Genomic DNA, 12319 nt, shown 5'->3' with positions numbered 1-12319 from the left:
CTTGGCTACGATACGGAGGACCCCGCCACTTAGCAAACCTGAGGTGACGCCATGCCCGTCCAGCGTGCGGACGCCCGGCGCAACTACACGCGCCTGCTCGCGGTGGCCGAGGCGGAGATCGCCGCGTACGGCGCCGACGCGTCCCTGGAGCAGATCGCCCGCCTCGCCGGGGTCGGATCGGCCACCGTGCGCCGGCACTTCCCCAGCCGCCACGCACTACTGGAGGCGGTCTTCCGGGAACGGATCGAACTCCTCTGCGCCCGGGCCCGCGACCTGACCGGAGCGGCCGACACTCGGGCCGCGCTGCTGGAGTGGCTGGGTGCCGTCACCGCAGACGCGGCAACGATCCGGGGACTGGCCATCGCGCTGACCCGCGACCGGGTGGCCGAAGCGGGGGTGGAGCACGAGCACTGCGCGACGGCACAGCTCACCGAGGCCGGCGAACCACTGGTGCGCCGCGCCGCCGACGACGGTGCGCTGGCGCCGGGCGTGACCATCACCGACCTGCTCGCGCTGATCACCGGCATCGCGCTGGCGACGGAACACCACCCGGATGCCGCCACCGAGGCGGGCCGGCTGCTCGACCTGACCGTGGCGGGAGTCAGCCCCGTCAGGGGCGAGTGAAGGAAAGAGGCATACCCACTCCTTCCACTCCTAACGTATACCGCACCCCGGGTCTTGCGGCAAGACCCCGGGTGTGCCGCAGAATCGCTGGCTGAGGTCAGTACCTGCGGAAATGGGGATGCCGTGAGCCTGGGGACCGAGAGCGTTTTCGACCTGCCGGACCGACTCGCCGCCAAGGCCGAAGCGACGCTGATCGCCCGCGACGAGCAGCACTTCGCGGCAATCACCGAGAGCCTCGAGCAGACGATCACCGACCTGTCCGACCGCCTCGACGCCGAACGCAAGGCGCCCGGTGGTGTCGGCCAGGCGGCGATGGACCGGGACCAGGAGATCCACCGGCTGACCGCCCGACTGCGCACCCTGCGCCGTTACGGCTCGGACCTGTGCCTCGGACACATGGTGAACGCGGACGACCCCGAACCCGTGTACGTCGGACGGCTCGCCCTCACCGACGGCGCGGGCCGGCGGCTGCTCCTGGACTGGCGCTCCCCGGCCGCCGAGCCCTTCTTCGGCGCGACCCACGCCAACCCGATGGGCCTGACCAGCCGCCGCCGGTACCGCTGGACCCGGGGCAGGATCACCGACTACTGGGACGAGGTGTTCACCCCGGACGGGTGGGAGGGGCACGCCGCACTCGACGACCAGTCCGCGTTCATCGCCAGCCTGGGCAGCAACCGCTCGGCCCGGATGCGAGACGTGCTCGGCACCATCCAGGCCGACCAGGACGCCATCATCCGAGCGGGATCGCGCGGCGCTCTCGTCGTCGACGGCGGCCCGGGTACGGGGAAGACCGTCGTGGCGCTGCACCGCACCGCGTACCTGCTCTACTCCGATCCCCGGCTCGGGCACCGCCGCGGCGGCGTGCTGTTCGTCGGCCCGCACCAGCCCTACCTGGCGTACGTCGCCGACGTCCTGCCCAGCCTCGGTGAGGACGACGTGCAGATCTGCACGCTGCGGGACCTGGTCGCCGAGGGGGCGGCGGCACAGGTCGAGGCCGATCCGGAGGTCGCCGCCCTGAAGTCGTCCGCGCAACTGGTCCGGGCGGTCGAGGCGGCCGTGAGGTTCTACGAGGAGCCTCCGACCGTACCGATGACGGTCAGCACCGAATGGTCCGACATCCGGCTACGCGCCGACGACTGGGCCGAGGCGTTCGAGACACCCGATCCGGGCACCCCGCACAACGAGGCGCGGGACCAGATCTGGGAGAAGCTGCTGGAGATCCTGGTCGACAAGTACGACGGCGACGAACCGGAGGACCTGCTCCGCCGTTCGCTGCGGCAGAACCGGGAACTGCTCACCACCTTCAACCGCGCATGGCCGCTGCTCGACGCGGCCGATCTCGTCGGCGACCTGTGGTCGGTGCCCGCGTACCTGCGCAGGTGCGCACCGTGGCTCACCCCCGACGAGATCCGGAAGCTGCAACGCGCGGATGCCCGGGCCTGGACGGTTTCCGACCTGCCCTTCCTGGACGCGGCACGGCAACGGCTCGGTGACCCACAGGCGGCACGACGTCAGCGTCGACACGACGCCACCCTCGCCGCCAAACGCGAGCAGATGGACCGGGTCGTCGAGGAGTTGCTGGAGGCCGAGGACGACAACGAAGGCGCGATGATCATGCTGCACGGACCGGACCTGCAGGACGCCCTGGTCCACGAGTCCGCACAGCCAGGCGTCGAGGCGGACCTGCTCGCCGGCCCGTTCGCACACGTTGTGGTGGACGAGGCCCAGGAACTGACCGACGCGCAGTGGCAGATGTTGCTGCTGCGCTGCCCGTCCCGGAGCTTCACCATCGTCGGGGACCGCGCCCAGGCCAGGCACGGTTTCACCGAATCGTGGCAGGAACGGCTCGAACGGGTCGGGCTCGACCGGATCACCCTGGCCTCGCTGAGCATCAACTACCGGACGCCGAAGGAGGTCATGGCGGAAGCGGAGCCGGTGATCCGGGCCGTACTCCCGGACGCCAACGTGCCGACCTCCATCCGGAGCAGCGACCTCCCCGTCGTACACGGGGCTGTTTGCGAGCTGGGGTCGATCCTCGACACCTGGCTCGCCGCACACACCGAGGGGATCGCCTGCGTGATCGGCGATCCCACGTTCCGGGCGACGCCCCGCGTACGGTCGCTGTCCCCGGAGCTGTCGAAGGGGCTGGAGTTCGACCTCGTCGTCCTGGTCGAACCGGAGGCGTTCGGCGGCGGAATCGAGGCGGCGGTAGACCGCTACGTCGCGATGACCCGCGCGACCCGGCAGCTCGTCATCCTCACGAACTCCTGACGACGCCGCTGGTGTCCTCCGCCGCGACGGAGGACACCAGCGATTCGCGATCAGGCGGAGACCGCGAAGATCCCCACCACACCGAGCACCACCATCACCAACACCGCGACCAGGGCGCCCCGTTCGCCTTCGACCGCCTGATCGGGCTGGTCCGGTGTGCTGTCGACAACCTCGCTGGCCATGTGCTGTCCTCCCCTGTCCCTGCTCGAAACGGATGGTGTGGGCACGCCGACGTACCGGTCTCGCCACGTCCTTGGTGAACGCGTTGGTCGCCCGTCGCCGGGAAGGGGGCCCTCCGCGACGCGCCGCACGTGCCAACCTGGCATCCGATTAGCCAATCCGAGGGCACGGAAACCGGTCCGGGGCAGCAATTTCGCGGTTCTCCGGACGGGACCGTCGAGGTGTGCAGGGCGAATCCGGTCCATCCCGGTTACGTCCCCGTTGTCCGGTCGGATGTAACCCGATGGTGCCGGCCGATCCGAACGGGTAGCGTGCCGGCTCGTGTCGCGTACGGTCACGCTTGTCCTGGTCGACCACCTCGGCGTACCCCTGGGGGTGTTGCCGGCGTACGACGTGCCGGCGCCCTGGTGGCAGGAGGTCGCCGAGGTGGTGGCCGGCGCCCGGTCCGGGTACGGGATCGACGTCACCGTGCTCCGGCTGCTGCATACCGGACGGCCGGTGCCGCACGGCGGAGCGGTCAGCTACCTGGCCCAGGTCGACGGGAGCACACCCGAACCGGCCGGGCTGGGCGCCCTCGATCCGGCGGTGCTGAGGGCAATCGGGACACCGGAGCCGTTACGGGCGGCCTGGGCGGAACCGGGTGGTCCCACCCGGAGCCTCCGCTGGGCGGCCGACGAACTTGCCCGGCTCGGTCGGGGCGGCTGCACCACGCACCAACAGCGGGCCTGGAACCTCTCCACCATCTGGCGCCTGGACCCGGAAGAGCCGGTCGGTGACCGTACGCCGGTCTGGTTCAAGCAGGTGCCGCCCTTCTTCCGGCACGAGGCGACCGTGTTGCGCTGGCTCGGTCAGGTGGCGCCCGACCTCACCCCGACGCTGCTGGCCGCCGACGACAACGGTCGGATGCTGCTCGACCACGTGCCCGGTGACGACTGGTACGGGGTGGACGTCGCCGGACGCGACACGATCGCCGCCGACCAGCACCGAATCCAGCTCGCCTCGGTCCCGTACGCGCAAACGCTGGTCGACCGGGGCGTACCCGACAGGCGGGGAGCCCTACTGGCGCGGACGGTCGTCGACACGCTGGTGGCGAGCGGGGCGGACCTGAGCGGCGTACGGCGGTTGGTGGACGACCTCGACGACCGGCTCGCGGCGATCGCCGCCTGCGGCCTGCCGGACACCCTCGTCCACGGTGACCTGCACCCGGGCAACGTCCGGTACGACGGCAGCCGGCGGGTCCTGATCGACTGGGGTGACGCGTTCGTCGGCCATCCCGCCTTCGACATCCTGCGCCTCGGCGAGAACCTGACGCCGGACGAGTCGTCCGCCCTGGTCCGCTCGTGGGCAGGACGCTGGCGGGTGAGCCGGCCGGACGCCGATCCGGAGTCGGCGGTACGGCTGCTGCGTCCGCTGGCCGCCCTACGCAACGCGGCGGTGTACGCGGACTTCGTCAGCCGAATCGAGCCGAGCGAGCGGGCCTTCCACCGGGCCGACGTACCGCATCATCTGCAGGACGCGATGCGACTGGCCGGGTAGTCCCACTGTCGCCTATCCGTCGTTGCCATCCATTGTGGACAAGCCGTAGCGTCGCGACTACCCATGGTTTGCCGCGGCCGTACAAAATGCGACGCCGCGAGCCGGTCCACAGTACGGAGGCTCCCGGTGACCGATCTCGTCGCGCCCGCACTCGTCGCGCCACAACTCGTCGTCAACAGCCGGATGATCTACTTCGGCTGGCTGCCGGCCGACCCCGACGCGGTCGCGGCGCTGGTCCCGAAGGGGCTCGAACCGATCGCCAACCGCCAGGTCTTCATGAACCAGTACGTGGTCGACGACGAGGGCCAGACCTCCGGTTTCGGCGCCTACTCGCTCACCTACATCGGGCCGGACCTGGCCGGCCTGGACGCGCCCGACGGGGTGACCCCGGGTCGCTGGTGGACCCACTACTTCAACTCCAGCCCCGTGGTCCGGGAGTACGCCGCCGCCCGTGGCGCACCGGCGAGCGTGGGTCGCACCATGATCGAGATCAGGGGGCGGCGACTGGTCGCCACCACCGAGGCGGACGGCGTACCGGTGATCCGGACCACCGCCCGGGTCGGCCGCACCGGTGACGCGGTCAACCGTGGCCAGTTGCGGTACATCACCGACGTCGGCGGCCGGCGGCTGAGCGGTATCTACCCGTTCGTCGCCGAGCCGGTCGACCCGTTCGAGATCGAGTCCCTGGAATTCCTCGAACCAAACCACTCCACCTGGTCACTACGCCCCGCAAACCCCCTGGAGATCACCTGGGGCTTCTACTCCCCCCGCTCCTCCTTCGCCTACCCCGGCGGCGAATCCCCCCTCTCCTGACCCCCCTTCAAGATCAGCCCTCTTGTAGAGAAAGAGGGGCAATCGTCCGCCGGATAGCACCTCTTTCTCTACAGAGGGCTATCGGTGTGTCGAAGGGGGTGGGGGGAAGGAGCGGCGCCAGGGGGTGTCGGCGGTGGGGGCGGCGGAGCGGTCTACCTGGTGTTGGTGGGCGGGGGGCAGGGAGTCCCACCAGCGCTGGCGTAGGTTCGCCAGGTCCTCGGGGGCGATCCGGCCGGGCAGGCGCAGTCGCGCCATCCCACCGTCGGGATACACGTCGAGTCGGACCTCGGTCGCCGTAGCGGCGTCGGGCAGCGGGAACCGGTGCCGGGTGTCCGGTTGCAACCGCACCCTCGGCAGCAGGTCGAACCAGGCCCGCTCGTCGGCCGGGTCGGCGTACCGGGTGTCGATTCCGCGCAACGACGCCGCGGCCGGGGCGTTGCCCTTGAAGTGGCTGGTGTCCAGCTCGGCCAACCGGATCCGGCCGGGGGCGACGAGCCGGACGCGTACCCAGTCGTTGCCGGTGTCGCGGCGCCGGGCGGTCTCCCAGCCCTCCCCCATCACCCGGGCCAGGCCGGGCGCGACGAGCTGGTCCGGTGCACCGTAGAAGCGGTTGCTGCAGTCGGTGACCCGACCGCCGTACTCCAGGGCCGCGAGGTCGACCTGACCGTCGGGGAAGAGCCGGGGATCCGGTACGACGCTGCCGTGCACCCGCAGCCGGGCCACCCCGCCGTCCGGGAAGATGCTCAGCCGCACGTGGGTGAACCGGTGCGGATCCGTCACCGGGAACGCGTTCGCCGTGTCGCCCTGCACCGCCGAACGCGGCACGATCGGCAGCCACTCGGCGGCGGCCAGTTCGGCCGGGCTCGGATAACCCTCCAGGCCGCACGCCTGCACCGACACGAACGGCGGGAAGTTGCCGGTGAAGAAGGCGGTGTCGACCACCACGCCGGAGATGATCCCAGCCGCGCCGAGCCGGACGATCGCGTGGTCGTGGCCGGGTTCCCGGCGGCGACGGGTCTCCCAGCCGTCGTACACCTGGCCCTTGGCCCCGAAGGTCTGCGGGCTGAACGTCGGCGGGCCGGTGTTGACCAGGTTGTCCCGGGCGGCGAAGAACTCGTCGTTGGCGTCGACCACCGAACCGCCGAGCAGCCGGGAGGCGAGGTCGGGCAGCTCGGTGAAGTCGGCCATCAGGCCCCCCGACGCAGGAACCGACCGCGCGGCGGCTCGTCCGGTCGGACCTGGTCACCGCGCAGCCAGGTCGCGCGGACCTCGCCGAACAACTTCCGACCGGCGTACGGGGTGATCGGGTGGCGGTGGCGCAGCAGGGCCGGCTCGACCGTGAACCGGCCGTCGGGGGCGAACGCCACCAGGTCGGCGTCGGCACCGGGCTCGATCCGCCCCTTGGTCGGCAGTCCGGCGATCTGGGCCGGTCGTCGTGCCATCCAGCGGACCACGTCGGACAGGCTGTGTCCGCGCTGGCGGGCCTGGGTCCAGATCACCGGCAGGCCGAGCTGCAACGACGCGATGCCGCCCCAGGCGGAGGCGAAGTCGCCCCGGTCGAAGTTCTTCAGCGCCGGTGGGCACGGCGAATGGTCGGAGACGACGCAGTCGATCAGACCGGCGGCGAGCCCGGCCCAGAGCGCGTCCCGGTTGGCGGCGGACCGGATCGGCGGGCAGCACTTGAACTCGGTGGCACCGTCGGGCACCTCCTCCGCGGTCAGCGCCAGGTAGTGCGGGCAGGTCTCGGCCGTCACCCGTACGCCGTCGCGGCGGGCCTCGGAGATCAGTGGCAGCGCCTCGGCGGCGCTCAGGTGCAGGATGTGCACCCGCGCACCGGTGGCCCGTGCCGCGGCGAGCACGGTGGCGACCGCCTTCGCCTCGGCCAGCGGCGGGCGGGTGACGACGAAGTCCGCGTACCGTCCGCTCTCCGGGGTGGGCAGGATCTCGGCGGGGTCCTCGGCGTGCAGGACGAACAGCGCGTCCACCGACTCCAGCGCCCGCCACAGCTCGGCCGGGTCGAGCGGCGGGAACTCCGGCACCCCGGAGTCGACCAGGAACGCCTTGAAGCCGAGCACCCCGGCGGCGTGCAGGGCGGGCAGGTCGGCGAGGTTTCCCGGCACCGCCCCGCCCCAGAACCCGACGTCGACGTGGCACCGGCCGGCGGCGGCCCGCCGCTTGATCCGCAGCGCGTCGGCGGTCACCGTCGGCGGCAGCGAGTTCAGCGGCATGTCCACGATGGTGGTGACCCCGCCGGCCAGGGCCGCGCGGGTGGCGGTCGGGAAGCCCTCCCACTCGGTCCGTCCCGGCTCGTTGACGTGCACGTGGGTGTCCACCAGGCCGGGCAGCAGCGCCAGTTCGCCGAGGTCCTCGCCGGTCACCGCGTGGTAGTCCTCGATCGCGGCGATCCGCCCGTCGCGCAGGCAGACCGCCGCCGGGCGCTCCCCCTGCGGTGTCACCACCCGACGCGAGCGCAGTACCAGGTCGTAGTCGCCGTTGTTCTCCTCGCCGCTCATGCCCACCACCTTTTGCTGGATGTCGCCGGTCCGGCCGGGTTCCGGTGGCGGGTCACAGCGCCGCCAGCTCGGCCCGGTCGAACCCGGCCTCGTCGGGGTCGTACGCACCGCAGTCCAGGCCGCGCAGCAGGAATCCGGCCAGTGCCCGTGCCGTGGCCGGCTCGTCGAGCACCCCGCTCGCCTGCCGCTCCAGGTACGCCCGCAGCCGCCGCTGGGCCGCCACCCGCCCGTCGCGGAAGAAGCCGTACGTGGCGGCGAAGCGGGTCGGCAACTGCGCCGGGTGCATGTCCCAGCCCTGGTAGAGCCCCTGTTCGAGGGAGCGGCGGACCAGTCCGGCGTGCAGTTGCCAGGCGGCCCGTACGTCGGCTTCGGAGCCGACCGGGAGCACGTTGGTGGAGCCGTCGGAGAGGCGTACGCCGGTGCCGGCGGCGACCACCTGCATCACCGCCTTGGCGAAGTCCGCTACCGGGTGCGCCATGCTCTGGTGCGCGGCGGCGACGCCGAGTGCCGCGCTGTAGTCGTAGGTGCCGTAGTGCAGGGCGGTGCACCGGCCCTGCGCCGCGCCGATCATCCGGGCGATGGTGGCGGTGCCGTCCGAGCCGAGTACGGCCGGCGGCGTCTCCACCTGCACCTCGAAGCGCAGCGCCCGTACGGGCAGCCCGTGTGCCGCCTCCAGCCGTTCGCAGAGCAGCACCATCGCCTCGACCTGCGCGGGCGCGCTGACCTTAGGCAGGGTCACCACGAAACCGTGCGGTGGTGGACCGTCCAGCGCCTCCAGGAAGATGTCCAGGGTGCGTACGGCCCGGTGCCGGCTGGGCCCCTCCAGGCTCTTGATCCGCAGCCCGCTGAACGGCAGCGGTCCGGCCGCTCGCAGGGCCTTCGCCGCGCTGCGGGCCGCCGCGTCCTCGACCCCGTCGGCGGGTACGCCGTACCCGTCCTCGAAGTCGACGCGCAGGTCCTCGATGGGTTCCCGGTCGAGTTTGCGGACCACCCGTTCGTGCAGTTGCGCGGCGTACGGCGGCGGCGGGAACCGGGCCAGTACGGCGAGCGCCGCCGCTCCCCACTCCGACACCACGCCGGGGTGCATCCGGTCGGCGGGCAGGTAGACGGTGTGCACGGGTTGCCGTCCCTGCACCGGTCCGGGATAGGTACGTCCCAGCTCGGCGTCGACCGGGCCGAGCAGGGCGTCGAGTTCGGCGTAGACGGACCGGTCGAGCTGTTTCCACTGTGGAGCATGTTCGGCCATGGTCGATGTCCCCCGTCCCGGAGTCACCCTTTGCAGTGGATCCTGTTAGCACCGTAGCCGCTCCGGCCCCGACAGTCAGCACTCAAGACCATCACCTATGCACGCCTATTGATGTATCAAGGCGCAGCTCCTAGGCTGACGTGCGGCATCGACTGCACGAAGGCCGCCGGGACTCGACCACGGGTCGAAACACCCGGCTCGGCGACGTAGGGGGATGACGCTGGGCGGAGACCTCCCTGCCGGATCACGACCCGGCCTGCTCGGCCGGACGGAGCTGCTGGCCGGCATCGAACAGCGGCTCGCCGCGGGCGGCGGGGTGGTGCTCGCCGGCCCGGACGGCATCGGCAAGTCCGCACTGCTGGACGCGGTCGCCGCGACGGCGGTCGGACGCGGGGAACTCGTGCTGCGTCTCAGCCCGGCCGAACCCGAACGGTCGCTGCTCTACTCCGGTCTGGTCGACCTGTTCACCCAGCTGCCGGCGAGCGCGATGGACCCGCTGCCGTTGCCGTACCGGGCCGCGATCGACGCGGTCCTGTCCGGCGCGATCGGCACCGGCGACGCGGGCGACGGATCGTACGACGGTTATCCCGCGTTCGAGCTGGCCTGCCGGCGGGCGCTGCGCCGGGTGCTGGAAACGGTGGCCGCCCGGCAACCGGTCCTGCTGGTGCTCGACGACACCCAGTGGCTCGACGCCGCCTCGGCCGGCATGCTCGGCTACGTCGTACGCCGCATCGGCGACCAGCCGATCCGTACCGTGGCTGCCCGGCGGCTGGTCGAGCCCGGCTCGGACCACTGGGCCAGCCGGCTCTGCCCGCCGCCGGTGCTGGAGCTGACCGTGCCGCCGCTGGCCGCGGACGACCTGGCCGCACTGTTGGAGGCGCACGGGCTGCCGTGCCGGGCGGCGAGCCGGCTGCACGCCGACAGCGGCGGTAATCCGTACCTGGCGCTGGCGCTCGGCGGCGCCTTCGGACCCGACCCGGAACCGGCCTGGCGCCCGGTGCCGCTGCCCGAACCGGTACGGTCCCGGCTGCGCCAGCGGATCGACGCGCTGCCGGCCGGGGTGGCCGAGACGCTGCTGGTGGCCGCGCTCGCCACCCGCCCGACGGTGGCGCAACTCTGCCTGGCCGGGCGCCCGGACGCCGAACGGGAGATCCGGCTCGCGGTCTCGGCGGGGCTGGTCCGGCTCGACGGCCCGGTGGTGCGCTTCACCCCGGCGGGGGTAGCAACCGTGCTGGTCGACGAGGCGGAGTCGCCGCGCCGGGCGGCCATCCACGCCGCGCTGGCCGGGGTGGCGACCGACCGGGCCGAGGACGCCCGGCACCGGGCGCTGGCCGGCGCGGGGCCGGACGCCGAGGTGACCCGGTCACTGGTAGCGGCGGCCGAGGCCGCACTGCGCCGGGGCGCGCGAGGGCTGGTCGCCGAGTTGTACCTGCTCGCCGCCGACCGGACCCCACCCGGCTGGCCGCGGCAGGAGTGGCTGGTCAACGCGGCGGAGGCGGCGGCCGCGGCCGGGCAACCCGATCTCGCCGGGCGGGCCGCCGAAGCGGTGCTCGCCGGTGACGCGACGGCCGCACACCGGGTCCGGGCCCGGATCGCGCTGATCGACCTCGCCGGTCAGGCGCTCGGCGAGATGGACCAGGCGTTCGCGGCGGCGCTCGCCGACGCCGAGAGCGAGGTCGCACTGCTCGGGCCGCTGCGGCTGCGGCTGGCCTGGCGCGCGCTGGTCGCCGGCACCCCGGACCGGGCGGTCGCCGAGATCGACGGCGCGATCGCCGCCGCGCGGGCCGCGGGCGACCGGATCACCGAGGCGATGGCACTCGGCGTACGGGCCCAGGTGCAGCGGGTACGCGGCCACCCGGACTACGTCGACACCCTGGCCCGCGCGCTCGCGCTGCCGGTGCCGGAGCTGACCGGCTGGCTGCACCTGACCCCGCGTTACCTGTCCGCCCGGTTCGCCCTCGCCGACGACCGGCTCGACGCCGCCCGCGCCGAACTGCTCACCATGCTCGCCACGGCCGAGCGCGGTGGCGGTGAGGAGCTGATCGGGGTGCTGCGCAGCCTGGCCGAGGTATCCGCCCGCGCCGGCCGGTGCCGGGAGGCGTTGCAGCACGCGCAGCGGGCGATGCGCGTCTGCGAGCAGACCCGACTCAGCCCCGGCCCCTGCTGGTACACCCTGGCGGTGGCGGAACTGGCCGGCGGCAGCGTGGCCCGCGCCCTCGCGTACGCCGAACGCGGGGTGCGCGCCTCCGAGCAGGAACGCGACAGCATCTTCCTCTGCCGCAACCTGCACGTGCTCGGCCAGGCGCGACTGCGCGCGGGGCAGCACCGGGCCGGGGTGGAGGCGTTGCGCCGGCTGCGTGACCTGGAGGCCGCCCAGGGCGTCGCCGACCCGTCGATGCTGCGCTGGCACGGTGACCTGGCCGCCGGCCTGGCCGCGCTGGGCGCGTACGACGAGGCGACCGAGACCATCGCGCAGGGGCGACGGGCGGCGCTGCGGCTCGGCCACTGCACCGGTGTGCTGGCGCAGCTCGACCGGGCGGCGGCCCTGGTGCTCGCCGAACGCGGTGACCCGGGTTCGGCGGTGGACCTGTCCGCCGCCGCGGCGGAGTGCTTCGCCACCCTGCACCAGCCGATCGAACGCGGGCACGCGCTGCTGGTCCAGGGCGGTGCCGAACGCCGCCGACGGCGGTACGCGGCCGCCCGGGTCGCGGTCGGCGCCGCGCTGACCATCTTCCTGCAGGTCGAGGCGAAGCCGTGGGTGGAGCAGACCACCCGGACGCTGGCCCGGGCCGAGGGCGTCTCGACCGGCCCGTACGCGCCCGAGGGTGTCGCCCGTACGGCCGACCACCCGCGACTCGTGGCCGGGGCGGGTAGCGGTGACGGGGACCGGCAGTCGAACGGCGGCCCCGAGGGGCTCACCTCGACCGAGGCGCACATCGCCGGGCTGGTCCGGCAGGGGGCGAGCAACCGGGAGATCGCCACCCGGTTGTTCATCAGCGTGAAGACCGTCGAGGCGACCCTGACCCGGGTCTACCGCAAGCTCGGCGTCCGGTCCCGCACCCAGCTCAGCTCGCGCCTCAACGAACGCTGAGCTCCCGACCCGTCCAACGCCGTCGAGGGCGGCCCGCGCGGCGGC

The 12319-nt window shown here is 72.8% G+C and carries 9 protein-coding genes; 5 read left to right on the top strand and 4 right to left on the bottom strand.

Annotated features, from left to right (window positions below; genetic code table 11):
• Positions 1-51: 51 nt before the first annotated feature.
• Positions 52-624 (top strand): TetR/AcrR family transcriptional regulator, encoded by a 573-nt coding sequence (locus AB0J90_RS19960; RefSeq protein ID WP_363597852.1) that lies wholly within the window; start codon positions 52-54, stop codon positions 622-624.
• Between the two features lie 123 nt (positions 625-747).
• The gene (gene helR / locus AB0J90_RS19955) at positions 748-2895 is read left to right on the top strand and encodes an RNA polymerase recycling motor ATPase HelR (protein ID WP_363597850.1); all 2148 of its coding nucleotides are present in this window, start codon (positions 748-750) and stop codon (positions 2893-2895) included.
• Between the two features lie 50 nt (positions 2896-2945).
• On the opposite strand, the gene AB0J90_RS19950 is transcribed toward helR, so the two are convergent.
• Complete coding sequence (locus tag AB0J90_RS19950) at positions 2946-3077, bottom strand: hypothetical protein (protein ID WP_363597848.1); 132 nt, start codon at positions 3075-3077, stop codon at positions 2946-2948.
• A gap of 319 nt (positions 3078-3396) precedes the next feature.
• Between AB0J90_RS19950 and AB0J90_RS19945 the strand changes: the two genes are divergently transcribed.
• Entirely contained in the window at positions 3397-4611 is a 1215-nt protein-coding gene (locus tag AB0J90_RS19945) for an aminoglycoside phosphotransferase family protein (protein WP_363597846.1), read from the top strand.
• A 126-nt stretch (positions 4612-4737) separates the two neighbouring features.
• Positions 4738-5424 carry a hypothetical protein gene (locus AB0J90_RS19940; RefSeq protein WP_363597844.1) on the top strand — a complete coding sequence of 229 codons (687 nt, stop codon included), beginning with the start codon at positions 4738-4740 and terminating at the stop codon, positions 5422-5424.
• Between the two features lie 78 nt (positions 5425-5502).
• On the opposite strand, the gene alc is transcribed toward AB0J90_RS19940, so the two are convergent.
• The 3 genes from alc to AB0J90_RS19925 are packed head-to-tail and all read right to left on the bottom strand — an operon-like array spanning position 5503 to position 9183.
• Positions 5503-6612, bottom strand: a complete 1110-nt coding sequence (gene alc / locus AB0J90_RS19935) for an allantoicase (protein WP_363597842.1) — start codon at positions 6610-6612, stop codon at positions 5503-5505.
• Positions 6612-7937 carry an allantoinase AllB gene (gene allB / locus AB0J90_RS19930; protein ID WP_363597840.1) on the bottom strand — a complete coding sequence of 442 codons (1326 nt, stop codon included), beginning with the start codon at positions 7935-7937 and terminating at the stop codon, positions 6612-6614. Before allB ends, alc begins: the two co-directional genes overlap by 1 nt.
• Positions 7938-7989: 52 nt before the next feature.
• Positions 7990-9183, bottom strand: a complete 1194-nt coding sequence (locus AB0J90_RS19925; protein WP_363597838.1) for a hypothetical protein — start codon at positions 9181-9183, stop codon at positions 7990-7992.
• 214 nt (positions 9184-9397) lie between these two features.
• On the opposite strand from AB0J90_RS19925, the gene AB0J90_RS19920 reads away from it, so the two are divergent.
• Positions 9398-12274: an AAA family ATPase gene (locus AB0J90_RS19920; protein ID WP_363597836.1), complete on the top strand. Its 2877-nt coding sequence runs from the start codon at positions 9398-9400 to the stop codon at positions 12272-12274.
• The last annotated feature ends 45 nt before the right edge of the window (positions 12275-12319 follow it).

This window comes from Micromonospora sp. NPDC049523, from assembly GCF_040676775.1.
In the GTDB taxonomy this organism is placed as follows: Bacteria; Actinomycetota; Actinomycetes; order Mycobacteriales; family Micromonosporaceae; genus Micromonospora_G.
Note: the sequence above shows the minus strand (reverse complement) of the source record. Positions and strands in the feature narration are given on the sequence as shown.

Excerpts from the sequence above, each read along its gene's own strand:
- AB0J90_RS19960 (WP_363597852.1), top strand. The coding sequence starts at position 52 with ATGCCCGTCCAGCGTGCGGACGCCCGGCGCAACTACACGCGCCTGCTC.
- AB0J90_RS19950 (WP_363597848.1), bottom strand. The coding sequence starts at position 3,077 with ATGGCCAGCGAGGTTGTCGACAGCACACCGGACCAGCCCGATCAGGCG.
- alc (WP_363597842.1), bottom strand. The coding sequence starts at position 6,612 with ATGGCCGACTTCACCGAGCTGCCCGACCTCGCCTCCCGGCTGCTCGGC.
- allB (WP_363597840.1), bottom strand. The coding sequence starts at position 7,937 with ATGAGCGGCGAGGAGAACAACGGCGACTACGACCTGGTACTGCGCTCG.
- AB0J90_RS19925 (WP_363597838.1), bottom strand. The coding sequence starts at position 9,183 with ATGGCCGAACATGCTCCACAGTGGAAACAGCTCGACCGGTCCGTCTAC.
- AB0J90_RS19920 (WP_363597836.1), top strand. The coding sequence starts at position 9,398 with ATGACGCTGGGCGGAGACCTCCCTGCCGGATCACGACCCGGCCTGCTC.